Origin of the sequence: Moraxella sp. ZY200743, assembly GCF_050885545.1 — a bacterium.
In the GTDB taxonomy this organism is placed as follows: domain Bacteria; phylum Pseudomonadota; class Gammaproteobacteria; order Pseudomonadales; family Moraxellaceae; genus Moraxella; species Moraxella haemolytica.
On the sequence record NZ_CP091313.1, the window covers coordinates 366,328 to 384,340 of the forward strand.

At 43.6% G+C, this 18,013-nt stretch carries 20 protein-coding genes; 18 read left to right on the plus strand and 2 right to left on the minus strand.

From position 1 onward, the window contains the following. Positions 1-162 precede the first annotated feature (162 nt). The 13 genes from fabD (at position 163) to L3D27_RS01795 (ending at position 9,909) form a co-directional block, all read left to right on the plus strand. Positions 163-1,116: an ACP S-malonyltransferase gene (gene fabD, locus L3D27_RS01735; RefSeq protein ID WP_432481384.1), complete on the plus strand. Its 954-nt coding sequence runs from the start codon at positions 163-165 to the stop codon at positions 1,114-1,116. Further along, a complete protein-coding gene (fabG, locus tag L3D27_RS01740) occupies positions 1,113-1,841 on the plus strand; it encodes a 3-oxoacyl-ACP reductase FabG (RefSeq protein ID WP_432481385.1) in 729 nt (242 codons plus the stop codon). The genes fabD and fabG overlap by 4 nt, the downstream gene beginning before the upstream one ends. Before the next feature lie 249 nt (positions 1,842-2,090). Then, positions 2,091-2,324, plus strand: coding sequence for an acyl carrier protein (acpP, locus tag L3D27_RS01745; protein ID WP_284673968.1), 234 nt, complete (start codon positions 2,091-2,093; stop codon positions 2,322-2,324). 479 nt (positions 2,325-2,803) lie between these two features. Next, complete coding sequence (locus L3D27_RS01750) at positions 2,804-3,382, plus strand: hypothetical protein (RefSeq protein ID WP_432481386.1); 579 nt, start codon at positions 2,804-2,806, stop codon at positions 3,380-3,382. A gap of 162 nt (positions 3,383-3,544) precedes the next feature. Further along, positions 3,545-3,898, plus strand: coding sequence for a hypothetical protein (locus L3D27_RS01755; RefSeq protein ID WP_432481387.1), 354 nt, complete (start codon positions 3,545-3,547; stop codon positions 3,896-3,898). Between the two features lie 3 nt (positions 3,899-3,901). Next, on the plus strand, positions 3,902-4,117 hold the full coding sequence (locus tag L3D27_RS01760; RefSeq protein ID WP_373627860.1) for a hypothetical protein: 216 nt from the start codon (positions 3,902-3,904) through the stop codon (positions 4,115-4,117). A 27-nt stretch (positions 4,118-4,144) separates the two neighbouring features. Further along, the gene (locus L3D27_RS01765; RefSeq protein WP_432481388.1) at positions 4,145-5,026 is read left to right on the plus strand and encodes a hypothetical protein; all 882 of its coding nucleotides are present in this window, start codon (positions 4,145-4,147) and stop codon (positions 5,024-5,026) included. Positions 5,027-5,034: 8 nt separating this feature from the next. Continuing rightward, positions 5,035-5,325 carry a hypothetical protein gene (locus L3D27_RS01770; protein WP_432481389.1) on the plus strand — a complete coding sequence of 97 codons (291 nt, stop codon included), beginning with the start codon at positions 5,035-5,037 and terminating at the stop codon, positions 5,323-5,325. A 26-nt stretch (positions 5,326-5,351) separates the two neighbouring features. Further along, positions 5,352-5,855, plus strand: a complete 504-nt coding sequence (locus tag L3D27_RS01775) for a hypothetical protein (RefSeq protein WP_432481390.1) — start codon at positions 5,352-5,354, stop codon at positions 5,853-5,855. Then, complete coding sequence (locus L3D27_RS01780) at positions 5,795-6,619, plus strand: hypothetical protein (protein WP_432481391.1); 825 nt, start codon at positions 5,795-5,797, stop codon at positions 6,617-6,619. The genes L3D27_RS01775 and L3D27_RS01780 overlap by 61 nt, the downstream gene beginning before the upstream one ends. Beyond that, positions 6,616-7,479: a hypothetical protein gene (locus tag L3D27_RS01785; protein WP_432481392.1), complete on the plus strand. Its 864-nt coding sequence runs from the start codon at positions 6,616-6,618 to the stop codon at positions 7,477-7,479. The genes L3D27_RS01780 and L3D27_RS01785 overlap by 4 nt, the downstream gene beginning before the upstream one ends. Positions 7,480-7,641: 162 nt before the next feature. Beyond that, on the plus strand, positions 7,642-8,658 hold the full coding sequence (locus L3D27_RS01790; protein ID WP_284673975.1) for an aspartate carbamoyltransferase catalytic subunit: 1,017 nt from the start codon (positions 7,642-7,644) through the stop codon (positions 8,656-8,658). Between the two features lie 87 nt (positions 8,659-8,745). Then, the gene (locus L3D27_RS01795) at positions 8,746-9,909 is read left to right on the plus strand and encodes a dihydroorotase (protein WP_432481393.1); all 1,164 of its coding nucleotides are present in this window, start codon (positions 8,746-8,748) and stop codon (positions 9,907-9,909) included. An 89-nt stretch (positions 9,910-9,998) separates the two neighbouring features. Here the strand turns inward: L3D27_RS01795 and L3D27_RS01800 are convergent, their stop codons facing one another. Beyond that, on the minus strand, positions 9,999-11,492 hold the full coding sequence (locus L3D27_RS01800; protein ID WP_432481394.1) for a YihY family inner membrane protein: 1,494 nt from the start codon (positions 11,490-11,492) through the stop codon (positions 9,999-10,001). A gap of 296 nt (positions 11,493-11,788) precedes the next feature. Here L3D27_RS01800 and wrbA point away from each other — a divergent pair, with 296 nt between their 5' ends. Together wrbA and L3D27_RS01810 are read left to right on the plus strand one after the other, a co-directional pair. Next, complete coding sequence (wrbA, locus tag L3D27_RS01805; RefSeq protein ID WP_432481395.1) at positions 11,789-12,385, plus strand: NAD(P)H:quinone oxidoreductase; 597 nt, start codon at positions 11,789-11,791, stop codon at positions 12,383-12,385. A 77-nt stretch (positions 12,386-12,462) separates the two neighbouring features. Further along, entirely contained in the window at positions 12,463-12,879 is a 417-nt protein-coding gene (locus L3D27_RS01810; protein ID WP_432481396.1) for a hypothetical protein, read from the plus strand. Between the two features lie 145 nt (positions 12,880-13,024). On the opposite strand, the gene L3D27_RS01815 is transcribed toward L3D27_RS01810, so the two are convergent. Then, a complete protein-coding gene (locus L3D27_RS01815) occupies positions 13,025-13,669 on the minus strand; it encodes a DUF3108 domain-containing protein (protein ID WP_432481847.1) in 645 nt (214 codons plus the stop codon). A 354-nt stretch (positions 13,670-14,023) separates the two neighbouring features. Here L3D27_RS01815 and L3D27_RS01820 point away from each other — a divergent pair, with 354 nt between their 5' ends. The 3 genes from L3D27_RS01820 (at position 14,024) to groL (ending at position 17,816) form a co-directional block, all read left to right on the plus strand. Further along, a complete protein-coding gene (locus L3D27_RS01820) occupies positions 14,024-15,475 on the plus strand; it encodes an alpha/beta fold hydrolase (RefSeq protein WP_432481397.1) in 1,452 nt (483 codons plus the stop codon). 265 nt (positions 15,476-15,740) lie between these two features. Next, positions 15,741-16,043 (plus strand): co-chaperone GroES, encoded by a 303-nt coding sequence (locus L3D27_RS01825; RefSeq protein ID WP_284673982.1) that lies wholly within the window; start codon positions 15,741-15,743, stop codon positions 16,041-16,043. Positions 16,044-16,184: 141 nt separating this feature from the next. Beyond that, positions 16,185-17,816 carry a chaperonin GroEL gene (gene groL / locus L3D27_RS01830; protein ID WP_284673983.1) on the plus strand — a complete coding sequence of 544 codons (1,632 nt, stop codon included), beginning with the start codon at positions 16,185-16,187 and terminating at the stop codon, positions 17,814-17,816. Positions 17,817-18,013 lie beyond the last annotated feature (197 nt).

Genomic DNA, 18,013 nt, shown 5'->3' on the forward strand with positions numbered 1-18,013 from the left:
TTGGCTTTTTTGTGCTTACGATGAGCAAGATTTTGTTATGTTATATTAAAAATTTACACAAAAATTAGTAAACAAATGTTTATTTTTTTATGATAAAATGCACATCAATTTTTATGTTAATTGTTTAAATGCAGTGATTAAAAATCCATAACAAGGTGTTTTATGACAGAAAATAATACAGCCAAACGCATTGCCGTTGTTTTTCCAGGTCAAGGTTCGCAGACTGTGGGAATGATGAATGAGTTGGCAGAGCATTTTTCGGTAGTTAAAGCGGTCTTTGATGAGGCGAGTGCAACTTTGGGTTTTGATCTCTGGGAGATCACTCAAGACGAAGAGCGTCTGCACAAGACACAGTACACACAACCTGCATTGGTGGCAGCGAGTGTCGCCATTTGGCGTGTTATCAGTGAAAAATTATCTGCTCAAGGTTTGACGCCTGTGTGTTTGGCAGGGCATTCTTTGGGTGAGTACAGTGCGTTGGTGGCAAGTGGCGTATTAAGTTTATCTGATGCGGTTAAACTTGTGCATGAACGAGGAAAATATATGACAGATGCGGTTCTTGGTATTGATACGCAGATGGCGGCGGTGCTTGGGCTAGATGATGAGCAAGTGGTTAGCCTATGCGAAGACGCAACCAATCAAGCAGGCATCGTCAATCCTGCCAACTTCAATAGTCCAGCTCAGGTGGTCGTAGCAGGTACAGAGGTGGGTGTCTGCCATGTGCTGGATGCGGTTGAGAATTTGGGTAAAAAAGCAGTCGCTCTTAAGGTATCCGTGCCATCGCATTGTGCGTTGATGAATCCTGCCACCGATAAATTAGCGACCTTGCTTGGCGAAACGACATTCAATCTGCCACAGATTCCTGTCATACAAAACCGCCATGCACAGGTTCATGAGAGTATCAGTAAGATTAAAACTGCCCTAATTGAGCAGTTGTCCATGCCTGTACAATGGGCAAAAACCATGCAAAAACTGGCGGATAAGCATATTGATGTTGTGATTGAATGTGGTCCAGGTAATGCTCTGTCAAATCTTGCAAAACGCCAAGCACAGCCAATCACCGCACTGCCAAGTGATAAACTGGATCGTATTGAGAAATTGGAGAATTTAGCATGAGTAGAAAAATTGTTTTAGTAACAGGTGCAAGTCGTGGCATTGGTCGAGCCATCGCTCAGCGTTTCGCTGATGAGGGTCATTTTGTCATCGGCACAGCAACGAGCGAAAAAGGTGCTTGTGCCATTGAAGAGTATTTGAGTGAATCAGGTGGTATCGGTCGTGTGCTTGATGTGTGCGATGATGAAGCCATTGATAAACTGTTTGAAGAGATTGATAGCGTCTATGGTGGCGTGAATGTGTTGGTGAACAATGCAGGCATCACCAAAGATGGGCTTTTGATGCGTATGAAAAATGAAGATTGGTTTGATGTGCTTGATACCAATTTAACATCTATCTATCGCACTTCTCGCCGTGCGGTGCGTAGCATGATGAAGGCTCGCTTTGGTCGTATCATCAATATCACTTCGGTGGTGGGTCAGATGGGTAATGCAGGTCAGGCGAACTACGCTGCCAGTAAAGCAGGTGTTGAGGGGTTTACTCGTGCATTGGCAAGAGAGATAGGCTCTCGTGGCGTTACAGTAAACTGTGTAGCACCAGGTTTTGTGGAGACTGACATGACCGAAGAGCTTGATGAGCGTCTGATTAACTCCATGCTTGATGCTGTGCCACTTGGTCGCATGGCTCAACCTGAAGAGATAGCAGCAGCCGTTACTTTCTTGGCAAGTGATGAAGCAAGCTACATCACAGGCGAGGTACTTGCTGTCAATGGTGGTATGTATATGTAAGGCATGATACAGTGATAATCAAATTTGGCATTCATCATGATGGCAATGACGATGGATAAAATCATTGACAAATGACGAGCTTGTGATTATCATTGAGTGCAAATTGTGAACATATGTATCCATAAAACTTGCACTATCGGCAAAAATGTTTTATGATATATACATTGAAAAAATTATTGTAAGATAAGTCGCTAAGTTCGGCATGGTGTCGATACTGGCGTTTATCCATTTCATTAAAAGGAAACTCTCATGAGCGATATCGAAGCTAAAGTAAAAGACGCAGTGGCTGAGCAACTTGGTCTAAATGTTGCTGACATCAACAATGAAGCATCATTTATGGATGACTTGGGTGCTGACTCTCTAGATTTGGTTGAACTGGTGATGGCATTTGAAAGCAACTTTGGTATTACCATTCCTGATGAAGATTCTGCTGAATTGACCACCGTACAAAAAGCCATTGACTATGTAACTGCTAAGCTATAATTGCCAAGCACCATGGTAAAGACTGCTTGGATTGAACCACGCCCTAAATCTTAGATAATAGATGATGGGCTAGGGTGTTCTTCAGTGGTTTTACTTAAGGCGAAAATGGGGACTAAGTTTCTTAATCAATAGGGCTTAGTCCTTTTAGTTTGGTTGTTAATCTTGCTTGATGGGTGTCTTTTATGAGTTGGTTTTGGGGTTATTGCTTTTTTGGGTTGTTGATTAATTTAGCCTATCATTGATACATAAAATATAAAACTAGTAACAAATCAGTCATAAAATTACAATAATATATAAATATTTACAAAAAAAAGATTTCATTCCCCTCCCCATGCGTATAATGGCACATAATAGGCTGGTAGAGCGTATGGGCTGTCCTAGTGTATTCTTACCCACTTATATTTTATAGGCCGTGCTGACCGCAGGGCCGTTTTTTCATCGGATTATAGATCATTAAAATGTTAAAAAAATTGCGACCCATGGCGGTATTGGGTGCTAGTGTATCTGTGGCAACAGCTCAAGTAAATTCTATCTCTGGTTCTATGGACTTGCAGGTGGAGCTACCTGATGTGCTCGTATTGTATCACTGGCAAACTGTAGGTATTGAGTTTCATTCTGCCATCCGAAATGTGGCAATAGGTTGTGGCACTGGCATTGGTAATTTTGGTAGACCGGATATTGAAATTAAGGATAATGATTCAATAAATGGTGCAGATCTAACAGATGACCAACTAGTTACTACCAGTACCCCTAATACTAAAAGTGAAAACAAAATTTCGGTTACTCTAAAAGATGCGTGGGCGGTACGCAGTATATCAGAAAATGGCGTCAAATTAAGCATTTGGAATTCAGATGACACACATAAGAGCGATTCAGATCCAACTTCTATAGTTAAAACTGAAAATGTTAAGGTTAAAAGTAATGGGGGGTCTGGACCCTCAATTGATTTGGTAGACTCTAAATGGACTCCTACCAAAGGTGATATTACTTTTGACTTAAATTTTGAACAAGTAAAAAAACAGGGCTGCATAAATCAGATGGGCAGACTTTTCTCTTGAAACTGGAAGCTAGACAATAACCTCGATCCTAATCTATCCTGATTAACTTAAATAAAAAGCATCAAACACCGGTGTTTTATGCTTTTTATTCAAAGAGTTTGTTAAAATGCCAATGCTATTGTTGAGAGTTGGCACAGTTGATGAAGTAGATGAGTAACTGCTATGAATACCATACAACGCATAAAGTACATCCATATCGCCATCATGACCACCATCGTGGCGACACTTGGCATGACCAGCCACGCTGCTAGCTTGCAGACCACCGTAGAGCGAGACGCACAGGGTTCAAGATTGGTCGTGATACAAAAAGACGCACATGGGCGTGAGATAGACATGCCACCACCCCAGTTGGTGGGCATCTCGCCACCGAGTATCAGCGTGATGGCTCACGGCAGGGTTGATGAGTCGGTTACTTTTTATAACTATGGCGAAGAGCCTAAGCTGATAGAGCTGTCTTTGCTAGACGCTGATGAACAGCTGACAGCCATAGAAGATGGGGCTAAGATACAAAGTTGAACTGTGGTCGCACCGCAGTCATTCACGGTGCCATCTGGGGGCTATCAGACCATTCGTCTGTCGTTTCGCCCACCTGCTGACCTGCCCAAAACAACCCATTGTGGACTATTGGTCATCAATCAAAAAATCCAAAACCCCATCGTAGAGCAGACAGAGTCGTCAGCGGTGGTAAAAATCGGCTCGCAGTATCAGTTGCCCATTCGTATCATGCACCGCTGATGACAGATGATGGGTTGAGGCGTGGCTATGATAAATAGAGTACTTCGTGGGGCGATCATTGTAGCGATGACAGGGGCTGTGGCATTGCCTGCATGGGCAGGCGAGCTACAGTTGGTCGGTCTAAAGATTAACCACCAAGACAAAGGTGGTATTGATGCACTGTGGCATGATGAGCGTTATTATGTCAGTGTGTCTGATTTGGCTGTGCTTGACATCACCACTGACGACCAAGAAGAGAGTATGCTATTTAAGACACCGCTTGGAGAGGCGAAGATTGCTTTTGATGAGCTGGTGTATCATGATGGCTTGGCGTATATTTCGTTTGATTCACTAAAGCTACTAGGCATTACGGCAGAGTATCTGCCATCGGATTTACAGATTCATCTGATGGTAGCAACCCTACCCAAAAAACAACCCGCCCCAAAACCACGCCCCATTGTTACGCACACGCCAAGTGTGGCAGGATTACAGGGCTTGCAGATGAACACTCAGCTATCAGGTCGTATGAACAACGATGATAAGGTGCGTGATCATCATCAGCTAGATGCTTTTGGTTATGCACTGGGCGGTACTTGGGGCGTATCAGTCAGTAAAGACAATGACGAAAAAACCAAACTTGATAATGCCTACTGGCTAACATCAACGCCCAAGACGGCCATCAGACTTGGTAGCACCAATACCGTGTTTAATACCATCACAGGTCTGAATGTGGCTTTTAGCAGTGCCAATATCGCAAGACATCTAACAGGTCATGTAGATGGCAAAACCAGTGCGCTGATAGACGCACCTAGCCATGATTATCAGCACATCAAAGGTGTGGGTGTGGCAGGCGGTCTGGCAGAACTTCGTATCAACGGCAGGACGGTGGCTCGTGTACAAAGTTTGCTTGATGGTCGGTATGAGTTTTAAATCTGGATATGTCAGCCATTGACCGCCACAGTCTGATTGAGGTGGCGATATTTGACAATCCGCTATCGGCTGTGCCTATGCGTGTAGAGCGTGTGTCTTTGGGCAAGCGTTATGGCTCAGTGGCGACCAATGAGCTATTGGTGCAAGCCGGTGTTGGTCGTCTGGGCGTGTTTGATGAGCATAGCGAACAGACCGCTTACGCACACCTTGCTTATGGCTTGCATAATAAACTTAGCCTAAGAGCAGGGCTAAAGCATCAGCAAAATCAAGATAACGACTGGCAGGTGGGGCGAACATAGCACCGAACCGCTACACCAACATAGATGTGGACTATCATCGTGATGGTAATGTTCGTGTAGATGCTCGCTACGAGAAAGAAGTGTGGCGAGCGAACTATCGCTACGCTCGCTCCACTTATGATGACTGCCATCATCTAGGACTGTATTACACCCCCAATGAACGCACGCACATGTCAGTTACCCAAGATGGCGATAATACCAGTTCATATGCTCGTTTTCATCTAAGCGATCGGTTAAGTCATGACTTGCAGTATCAGTCGCATAATGACTATTGGCGTTATCATGCTAGCTATCGCCATCTACAGAGCCGATTTAATAGCAATTATCAATACAGCGTTGATCCGCATAAACACCATTTGTCATCATCGCTACGCCTAACAGACAGAACCACGCTACAGTCAGGGGTGTATGTAGGGCATAGTGGTAATAGCACGCATGACAACAACGAGCCTTTGGTATTGAAAGTAGCTTGCAACACCGCCTATCTAACCATCAATCGCTGTCTGTGGGTGCGTCTTGGCATAACTTGACCAAAAAAGACAATGTTGCTTTGCAGTTTTATTGGCAACACCGCACAAAAAAAGGCATTGATATCGGTGCAAGCTATCGCCATGGCGGTAATGCTTGGCGTGGGTCTTATGAGAACCGCATCGGCAAGGTGGATCTTAGCGACACTAAGCGTAGTGAAGGCGAATGGTTCTTGCGTATTGGCCTAAATACCTACAAACCCCCTGCTAGCTTGCCAAAATTGGGCAGGTATGTCGCCAGTGGCAATGCTGGTGGGCAGGCGGTGATTACCTTGTTGCATGACTATGAAGATTTTAAAATAACGCCTGATGAACCGATGTTCTTTAATGTGAATAACAAACTGACATCAGCCAATCTGCTGTCTAGCACCAACAAAAAAAGCACCTATCTGATAGACCTACCCAAAGGCGTGTATGAGATTGAGCTAGACGGACGCAACATACCGATTGAGTACGCCTTGCCAAATAAGGCGGTGGCAAAGATAGATGCACGCTTGCCTACCCATATTCAGTGGCAGATGACCCAGTCCTATGGTATTCGTGGTCGCATTTCGGTTGGTGGCGAACAGGTGCAAGCATGGAAAGATGATAAAAACATGGCTCATACTAAGACCGATAAAAATGACTATTTCTTATTAGATGGACTGCCAAAGGGTAAGTATATCATTCGTGCTGATGGTCATACCCCTAAGCAAGTGGTCGTGGTAGATGACTATGTTCTTGGCGTGGTGCTAGACGCAGCATCAACTGAAGCGAGATATCGATGAACAAGCTAACAGATTTTTTAACACTTCCTGCAACATTTTCCCCAAAAAAATCAACGATGATATGGGGTGTATTGTCTTTTTTGACGATGTCGCAGGCTTATGCAGGGGACTGCTATAGTGATCCAGATATTGATAATGGCAGGGTAATCAGCGGATATGCCGAAGTTGGCAATCATAATGGTGTTACAATCTATGGCTGTTTTCGTGATATCAATTTGGCAGCACTGCAAAGAAAAATCAATGTATCTGAGAATGTGATCATCAGGGGAGATAGTCAGGCAATCGGCGTGGGGCGAACCACAAAAGTGGCAGACTTTAGCGTAAGCTCTGTGGAGGTGACCGGTCCTGATTTTCCTGACACACCGCTTTCACAGAACCATGTCTTTAAAGAGGCGAAAAGTTTGCGTGATTCGTTACAAGAAGCGTTTCATTTTGCTACTTTTGCAAGAAACGCCACCCTTAGAGATAAGAGTAGGAACCGAGATTTTCTTAACGAATGTTGTCAAGGATTATCAAGACCTAATCATGGTAATTATCGAGGAACCATGAGAGACTATCTGGTCCAAAATGCTCATCGGTTTACGGTCAATGGTCAGCCTGCCAGCCCTGTTATTCCGCCACAACAGATAGACTTCTTTACTCATAAAATTGCCACCAAACAGGTTGAGGTTGGTAACGGCGTAAGCATGACGGTTGATTTTGTATCCAGAGCACGAAATGGCTTTTTTTATGCCAAGGCAAGAGGAGGAGAGGGTTGGGTTTATTGTCTTCTCACCGTAGGGGTGCAGGCGAGCGTGGATCTAAACACTGCCAAGCCAGGTGTTCATACATTAAACATCGGCTATAATAGTGGTAATTAAATCACTTAGTAATCATCTTCATCATGATGGTTGCTAAGCGGTCGGTAAAGGTTAGGTGTTTTTTGTTTGGCAAATATGGGCAGAACCAGTATAATGTAGTATAATGCATCAATTTTTACTGTATTCTTGCTGTATCTAAACCATATTTAAATAGGAGACACCATGAAGGACCTTGACATTTGCACTCGTCTACAGCAATCTTTGGCTCGCCCACAACTGACTGATGATTGTATTTGTCATTTTATCTGTGTGGAAGGGCTGTCTCGCCTTCAGCTAGAAAGTATCCTTGATAAGGCGATGGGATATTTTGATGGTCATGGACGACTGATTAATACCGATGAGTTGGTCGGTAAGACAGTCATGAATCTGTTTTTTGAAAATTCTACTCGCACACGCACCACATTTGAGGCAGCACAAAAAAGACTCGGTGCTAATGTACTTAATCTTGACATTGCCAAATCAAGTGCCAACAAGGGCGAGAGCCTGCGTGATACACTATGGAACCTAGAGGCGATGAGTGCTGATATGTTCGTGGTGCGTCATTCATCTAGTGGTGCGGCTCACTTTATGGCGACTGAGGTTACACCAAATGTTGCCATCATCAATGCAGGCGATGGCTGGCACGCCCACCCCACCCAAGCCATGCTTGATATGCTGACCATTCATCGTGAATTCTGCCTAAAACATAATAAATCGTTTGACGAGCTGTCTGTTGCCATCATTGGCGATATCAAGCACAGCCGAGTGGCACGCTCGGACATCTCGGCACTGACCACACTTGGGGTAAAAGACATTCGAGTGGTTGCTCCGCATACGCTATTACCAAAGGGCATTGAGCGGTATGGCGTAAGCGTCTTTGATAATATGGAAGAAGGTCTGGCGGGTGTTGATGTCATCATTGGGCTTCGTATCCAAAACGAGCGTATCGGCTCGCCGTTACTGCCATCAACTTCAGAATATTTTAAGGTATATGGCATCACTGAGGATCGTGTCAAACTTGCCAATCCAAACGCCCTTGTCATGCATCCAGGTCCGATGAATCGTGGTGTTGAGATAGCGTCAAGCGTGGCTGATGGTAAGCAATCTGTGATTTTAAAGCAGGTCAATAATGGCATCGCTGTGCGTATGGCGGTGATGGCAATGGCGATGCATGGACAGCAGTCATTAAGGGGTGTTTAGGGGGTTTTATCTCTGATGGCATATTTATATAGAGCGTTTCGCAGGCAGGACATTTAATTTTTTAGGATAAAGATTAGGATAAAGATAATGAAAAACCTACTCCCAAATGATTGGCAATTTAATACTGAGCTTCTAAAAGATACCGATACTAGCAATGCATGGCTTATTCCACCGATTGTCGATTTGTGTGCACGCCTGCGTGAACCAGGTCATCAGTCGCATGGCACATTGGCAAGCGAGGGTAGGGCGGCAAGAGAAAACGGCATTTTGCATATCGTATTACCACCTGATACCAATCCTGTGCTAGAAAGTGGGTCATTATTAAAGGGTCTGCGTGAAAAAGCCTTTCAAGATGGCGGTGTGTATCTGCATATTTTGGGGGCATTGACGCAAGGGCTAGATGGCAAGCAACCAGCCAATCTGTCAGGGCTAAAGCATGGCGGTGCTATTGGTGTTACCAATACCGCCAAAGGATTTGATTCTGATTTGGTCATGCTTCGTACTTTGGAGTATGCTTCTACTTTTGATTTGAAAGTGTTTTTTTATCCTGATGAGCCAAGCCTATCTACTGGAGGTGTGGCACACGATGGCTATATCGCTTCGTTTCATGGGTTGGCAGGCATTCCGTGGCTAGCTGAGACCATCGCACTATCAAAACAGCTTTTGATGGTGGAGGAGACTGGGCTTACAGCTCATTTTAGCCAGATTACTTGCCGTACTTCGGTAGAGCTGATTCGTTGGGCAAAATCTAAGGGCTTGCCGATTACCTGTGATGTCGTCATGCATCAGCTTCATCTGACCGATGACGACATAGAAGGGTATAATGCCCACACCTATGTTCTGCCACCACTTCGCTCTAATACCGATCAGCAGGCACTCATCAAGGGACTGCAAGACGGTACGATTGATGCCATCTGTTCTCATCATGAGCCACTATCAAGCAGTGCCAAGCAAGCCCCATTTGCTGAGAGTATGCCAGGTATTAGTAATTTTGATACCTTTGTTTCGCTTGGGTGCAAACTGGTGGCGGACGGTATTTTGACCGCTGAGCAACTGGTGGATAAAATCTGTCTCAACCCTGCCAAGATTGCAGGCATTCAAGACTACCAAGCTGTTGGTGGTGCGGTACTCGTAGACCCAGCCCATGCTTGGACGGTAAATAAAGACACCATGCTGTCAGCAGGTAAGAATACGCCATTTTTGGGGCAAAAGCTGACCGGAAAAGTGGTGCAGACTTTCTTTGATGTGTGATGTTGTTGCCATCATCATTAAAAAACCGCTCTGATGTTGAGCGGTTTTTGTTTGGGTTGTTTAGACTGACAACAGGGGTGTTTGCTATTTTAGCCCTTGCTTGATGTCGTCTTTGGTTTTTTACCCTTACCAAAGAAATGACGGGTTTTTTTGATTAGCCGAACAGCTTTGGTCAGACGACTTTCGGTGAATGATGCTTTGCCATTGGGGATAATCATGGTGTCGCCATCGTTATCTATCTCACGGTGGGTACTGCTAGAAAAGCCGTCTGCATCGCTCTTGGTGTCTGCATCTTCATCAACAATGCGCACGATTTTGTCTTTTTGACGCAAAGGAGTGATATCAAATAGATGTGACAGTCTGACATCTAGCTCGCCTTTAGCGGTGCGTTCAATTTTGGTCAAGTTTTTATAAATCTCAACAAACCAAGGGTCGTAATCCGCCGCCTTTAGCATATCTAGTTCATCTTTGATGGGTAAAGGATAGGGTAGAGTCTTATAAAATTGCCATAAACTGATGCTACTTAAGTCTGTTTTTAGGATATATTCATCATTTTTGGTGTGGGTGATTAGATCAGCGTCAACCAACTGCTCAAGATATAAGCTCCACTTTGGCAACTCACGGCGACCTAGCACTTCACGCAATTCATGCTCGCTGACGGTTTTGCTTTCTTTGTAGCGTTTGTAAGCTAGGTTTAGCATATCAAGCAAGCTAAGGAGTGGGTGGCGTGTAGGCACTTCTTTGGTATCAAAGATGGTCAATGTATAGCTAATCTGCACACCAAGCAAGATAATGTTCCACGAAAGATAAATCCAAAGTAGAAAAATCGGCAAAGCGGCAAATGCCCCATAAATCGCTTCATAGCTAGTGAAATTGGTCATCACAGTGCCAAATACTCTGCGTAAAATCTCAAAGAGTGCCGCAGAGATGACACCTGCGATGGCGGCATTTTTTAGGGGAACTTGAGCCTTTGGAATGAACCAATACATGCCAATAAAGCCTGCGGTGGTAATTAGCACAGAGATGATGTATGCCCAGATTGACCAGTTAATGCCATAACCGGCAATTTGACGATTTAAAAAATCCACGCTTTGAATGGCACTAGAAGCACCAAATGCCACACCAAGCACAATCGGACCTAGTGTAATGAGTGTCCAGTAGCGAATGATGCTTGCTGTACCGCCAGTGCGTTCTTTGACACGCCAGATTTGATTAAAGGCGGTTTCTATGGTGATGAGTGTCATGATGGTGGTAATGAATAAGCCAAGCACACCCACAACGCCCAGATTGCTTGATTTTTCAGCAAAACTATTAAAATACTCGCTAATTTGTGCACCTGATGATGGCAAAAGGTTGTTATAAATCATTGACTGTAGCTGCTCTCTCATGCCTGATAAGGCAGGTATGCTAGAGAACACCACCAAAATCACGGTTAAAATCGGCACAAGCGACAGCAGTGTTGTGTAGGTTAGGCTAGCTGCTTTTTGAAGGCAGTCGTCTTCGTTAAAATGCCGAATTAGTAGACGCAAGTACATGAACCAGCCATGATGAGCAAAAGGCAGTTTGTTTAAAAAATTCGTCATAAATCATTCCGTGTTCGCATTGCTGTTACAAAAAATTATGATTGATTAGTGTAACAAATATCTGATATTTTTAAAGTATTTTTTGTAAGATGTGGTAAATTTTTGCTAGTGTTGGGTGTGATGATTGTTAAATTCTGATTGATTTGGCGTGTGGTTTTTAGGCTTTTTGCGTTATAATGAATGACGCAAAAAGCCTGATGGTCTTGATGGTGGTCTGGTTGTTTTATCGCCTAAGATTTTGCTTGAATGAAGGGTGGTTAGACAAGGTAAGCTGACAAAAATTGATGGAGAGAATAATGAGTGAACATTATATTTTGGTGCTATATGATACCAATCAAAACCGCACAAAAGAACTCGCCTACGCCATTGCAGAGGGGATAATGAATGCAGGCGTGAGTGTCAAGATACGCCGAGTGCCAAAAGTTTCAGCACGCACAGAACAGCTTGACCCTAGCATTCCTGATGATGGAGATTTGTACTGTACGGCAGATGAGCTGTCAGGCTGTATGGGGCTTGCGGTGGGCAGTCCGACTCACTTTGGCAATATGTCAGCTAGCATGAAGTACTTTTGGGATAACACGGTAACCCAGTGGTTATCAGGTCGTCTGCAGGGCAAGCCTGCGTGTGTCTTTAGTAGTACAGGTACGCTACATGGAGGCAATGAGGCGACTTTATTGAGCATGATGATACCGCTTTTGCATCATGGTATGCTGATGGTGGGCTTGCCTTATGCACACGCAGAGCTGAGTCGTACTACTCGTGGTGGAACGCCTTATGGGGTGACAAGCGTGGTTGGGTCATCGCACGAATTTGCCATGATGGCAGATGAACGAGTGCTGGCGATTCATCAAGGCGAGCGACTGGCTTGTATTGCTCAAAAGTTGATTGATTAACAACACCAATTAACGCCAGTCATATATCTGTTCTACAGACAATTAACCAATCACATTCACCAGACATCTTATTTGACATGAAAACCAACAAAACTCAAAAACCCACCAAACCCATCAAGCCTATCCACATCAAGCTCATCGCCTGCTTGTGGACTTGGCTTGTTTTTGCCATCATTGGCTATCCTGTGTTGGTGGCGGTGGCGACAGGTGTGTCATTGGTGAGTGGTGTGCTGATACAGATGCTAATATTGCTACCTGCTTTGTTCTCTACCCCCTATGTCTTGCGTGGTAACTCGCCTTATGCGTTGATTGTGGTGAGTTTGGTACTACTTGTCTATTTGGGGGTATCAGGTGTTTTGGTGTTGATTGGTTATTATGAGTCTGCTTCTGTATTGATTTGGGGTGGGCGACTGGTGGAATTTGTGCTGATTGGTGGAGTTTTGTATTATTTGTTTGTGTTATTAAGATGTCTACCACCCATGCATAGGCAGTGAGTGTATGGATTGTAGGCGTACTGTTTTTGATGCCATTGGCTTAAGTATGCTTGCTTGATAAAAGCTAAAAAATCAAAGCCTTTAAGGGCTTTGATTTTTTTTGTTTGGCTATTTGTTTAGCCAGAGTGCATGACTTGGTAGGGTTTTAGTTGAATTTGGTTAGCTCCATTGAGATGGATTTGCCATCGCTTGTTTGGCTGACTTTAACAGGTAGGTAGCTTAAGCTTGGGGCGAGCCAAAAACTGGTGGTGCGACCACGACCATCATGCACACGGTCAATTCTAACGACTTCATAAGTGCCAGCAGGGACGGTGATTTTTGAAGTGCCAGATTTTTTGAATTTGGTGGTTTCTATGCCGGACTTTTTGACTAATGAATAAGAGCCTGTAAACCTACCATTGATGAGTTCGTGGCGAATTTGGGCTTCTAGGCTTAGGTCGTCATAGGCTTGCTCACCCATCTTAAAGGTACTGGTTTTGCCTTTATAGGTAGAATTGACGGTTTTTGTGTTGTTATTAAAGGTAATATTGTGCGTATTTCCCAAGCCCAAAAATTTCACCGACATGGATGAGCTTGATGGGGCAATCTTATTACCTGACAGGTTAAATTTTGCCGATTGGCTAAGTGTGGCAATGCCTGCAGCCAGTCCTTTGACGCTATAGTGATAGCCATTGCCAGATTTGGTGAGTGTGCGAGTGGCGGTGCCGTTCTTGCCATGAGCTTTGATGGCATAAGTCGCTGAAAATTCTGACAAATCAGCTGCATAAGCCGTAGCACCGCTGATTGATATACCTAGCCCTAAGATGGCGATATAGGTGTTTTTGCTTGTTGTTGTTAATTTTGTAAATAAACTCATGAATGATTCCTTTTTAATTTTTACAATCTGTGATGATAGTGTCATATGATAATAGACAAGAATTGTTACAATTTCAAGATAAATGTGTGAATATTTTGTAGATTATCTTAGTGATATTTTTGTTGAGAACAGCGATCAAAGTTCAAGCCGATGGCAATCAGTGATGTTAATGATAGTGAGTTGTTATATTATTCATTATTTTTTATGACATGATGATGTTGTCGTCATGTCATTATTTTGTTATAATATAGCTATTTTTGTTGTTTGTCTTTTGTGGTGATTTTGTTGATGATTAAATCTTTTTTTAAATATTTGGGTTTTTTGTTGTTGGGTGTGGTATTTGTTCTAGGTTGTGGTTATTTATATTTAATCTCAAAACAAGTCCAACAAGGCGATGTTACTTGGCATTCTTGCTATCGCCCCAGTTACTGGTCGTGGTTTGTGATACCGCCATCTGTCAAGTTACAATGTGCAACCGTTGTTGTGCCTGTAGATTATGATAAACCTGATGGCAAAACTTTTGAGCTTGCACTGACTCGCCTGCCTAGCCAAACACCCAATCCGATTGGTGATTTGTTAATCCTAAATGGTGGACCAGGAGGGCATAGCCTAGACATGAGCGATACACTCATTGCTGATGATGAATACGGTCAGCGTATCAAAGATAATTTTAATCTGATTGGCTACACTCCCAGAGGCATTGCTCCTGCCAGTCCTGTCATTAGTTGTGGTCAAGCCACAGAAGATGATGATGCCAAAACCTATCTGGATGCCTGTATTGCAGAGATGGGGACGGATATTTTACCGTTCATCAGTTCAAGAGAGGTCATCAAAGACTTGGACAACATTCGTCAAAAGCTAGCACAAGAGACTTGGTCGATGATTGGTTATTCTTATGGCACTAAACTTGTTGCCAATTATGCCAAATACTACCCAACCCACCTAAGAGCAGGCGTTGCCGATGGTGTGGTGGATACCGCTGAATCTTTGACGACTATTTTGATTAACCACAATAAGCAGGCACAGGCAACTTTTGAGGATTTTATGGAGGCTTGCCAAGAGGATTGTCCTTTTGCTGATAAAAGCAGTCAAGGCTTTATTCAAGCCCTAAAAACCATAGAAAATAAAAATCTAAAAGACGCCAAAGACAACCCAATTGATGCTGCAAGCCTACTTGGTGTGTTTATTGAAAATCTAAATAATGGAGATAACTGGGCGGATTTACGCACGATGTTTGCACAATTAAATGAAAATAAAACAGATACTTATAAGACGCTGACCTTATATAGTGAGCTTGGTAATATTGGCTTTAATGAAGATGCTTTAAGTTTGATTAACTGTGCTGACTCTGCCCCAAGGCTTAGTAGGGAGGACTATCTAGGCTTTGCCAAACAGCTTGATGGTGTCGCCACCTTTGATAATCTTGAGACCAAAAGTGATGAGGAATATTTAGATGCTTGCTATCATTGGCAATGGCAGGCAACCGATGCCCAAGATGAGCATCTGGTCAATGACCAAACGCCAAACTTGCTATTCGTCTCTTATGAACACGACCTAGCGACACCGTATGCCAATGCCAAGACGATGGCACAACGCTTTGACGATCCGCTCGTTGTGATTTTAGGTAAGCATGGGCATACAGCCAGTCTATTTGGGGCGAATGCTTGCGTGGATCAGCATGTTAGTGATTATCTACTAAATCCTAAGATGGACTTTGGCAAAAAGCTCTTGATGTGCTAAGCCCAAAACGCTTTGGTAATCAAATGTTGCGGTGCTGATTGATTGCGATAATTAAGTTGATTGCATCAAAAGCACCGCATTTCTTAAAAAGTGTGCAGTATAAAAGACTTTGGTTAAAAAAAATTTTAATTTTTCCCTTGAAAAACTTTGTGCATAACACCATTTTTTAACCGATCCATTTTGATGGTATCGCAAGGCAAAGCTGGCACTGACCACATTGCCTTGTCATCTTTATTATATCAACAAAAAAACTGGAGAAATTCTTATGTCAATCCGTCCTTTATATGATCGCATCGTCGTCCGCCGTACCGAAGAAGAGCAAAAAACTGCAGGCGGTATTTTACTTCCAGGTTCTGCCCAAGAAAAACCGCAACAAGGCGAAGTCATCGCTGTGGGCAATGGTTATCATGTTGAGAATACTGGACTGTTCTCAAATGGTGTGCGTCCTTTAGATGTCAAAGTGGGCGACAAAGTATTGTTTGGTCAATATGCAGGTCAGGTCGTTAAAGTTGATGGCGAAGAGTTGCTAATCATGAAAGAATCTGATGTGTTGGGTGTGTTGGAATAATTGATTTTCCGCCACTTAAGCTGTCCACACAGTAAAAAACCGTGATTTTTCCAAGCTGATTAAAAGCGATTTGGTAGCTTAATGGTTTTTTGGTTTAAATTGTAAACAATCGCATTTCAATAATTTAAGAGAGTATTAAAAATGGCAAAAGATGTAAAATTTGGTGTATCTGCCCGTGAAAAAATGATTGATGGCGTAAATATCCTAGCAAATGCCGTCAAAGTAACCTTAGGTCCTAAAGGTCGCAATGTCGTGATTGACAAGTCTTTTGGCACGCCAACCATCACCAAAGATGGCGTAAGCGTTGCTAAAGAGATTGAGCTTGAAGATAAGTTTGAAAACATGGGTGCTCAGTTGGTGCGTGAAGTAGCATCAAAAACCAACGATGTGGCAGGTGATGGTACAACCACTGCAACCGTACTTGCTCAAGCCATCTTAACTGAAGGCATGAAAACTGTCGCTGCCGGTATGAACCCAATGGATCTAAAGCGTGGTATTGACAAGGCAACTCGTGTTGCCGTTGAGCAAATCCATGCTTTATCTACCCCTGCAGATGATTTTAAGGCGATTGCTCAAGTTGGCTCAATTTCAGCCAACTCTGATAGTAAAATTGGCGAGCTTATCTCAGAAGCCATGAAAACTGTCGGCAAACAAGGCGTGATTACTGTAGAAGAGGGTTCAGGCTTTGAAGATACCTTAGAAGTGGTTGAGGGTATGCAGTTTGACCGTGGTTATATCAGCCCATATTTTGCTAATAAGCAAGACAGTCTAACTTGCGAATTTGACAACCCATTTATCCTACTGGTGGATAAAAAGATTTCTAATATCCGTGAGATTGTGCCACTATTAGAACAAGTCATGCAAACTAGCCGTCCGCTACTGATCATCGCCGAAGATGTGGAAAATGAAGCGTTAGCAACGCTTGTGGTGAATAACTTGCGTGGCGGTCTTAAAGCTTGTGCAGTAAAAGCTCCTGGTTTTGGCGATCGTCGCAAAGCCATGCTACAAGACATTGCTATCTTGACTGGCGGTGTTGTGATTTCAGAAGAAGTTGGCTTAAGTCTAGAAACAGCGACGCTTGAGCATTTGGGTACAGCCAAAAAAATCACTGTGGGCAAAGAAAATACAGTGATTGTTGATGGTGCAGGCGACAAAACTCAAATTGACAGCCGTGTAGATGCCATCAAACGCCAAATTGAAGAGTCTACTTCTGATTATGACAAAGAGAAGCTACAAGAGCGTGTTGCTAAGCTCTCTGGCGGTGTTGCTGTGATTAAAGTTGGTGCAGCCACCGAAACCGAGATGAAAGAGAAAAAAGACCGTGTTGATGATGCCTTGCACGCCACCCGTGCAGCTGTGGAAGAGGGCATTGTACCTGGTGGCGGTGTGGCGTTGGTGCGTGCATTGACGGCATTGGCTGACCTAAAAGGCGACAATGACGACCAAAACGCAGGCATTAACATTCTAAGACGCGCAATGGAAGCACCGCTTCGCCAAATCGTAACCAACGCAGGCGAAGAGGCTTCTGTGGTTGTGAATGAAGTGAAAAATGGCTCTGGCAACTACGGCTACAATGCAGCGACTGGTAGCTATGGCGATATGCTAGAGATGGGTATTCTTGACCCTGCTAAGGTAACTCGCTCAGCCCTAGAACATGCCGCATCTGTGGCAGGTCTGATGCTAACCACCGAAGTGATGATTACTGAGCTACCAAAAGAAGAGCCAGCCATGCCAATGGGTGGCGGTATGGGTGGCATGGGCGGTATGATGTAATCCTTGCCAGTCATTCAATAAAACCTTCCAAGCGTGAGCTTGGGAGGTTTTTTAGATTGATTATCATGATTATAAAAGGCGTGTTGGCATTCGGTTTTTTAAGAGTTGTTATTGTCTTTGGATTTTAATAAAACAATGGTTAAATCCTACAAATTTACTATGATTTTTGTTGTTAAAATTTGCTATAATAAAGCAAA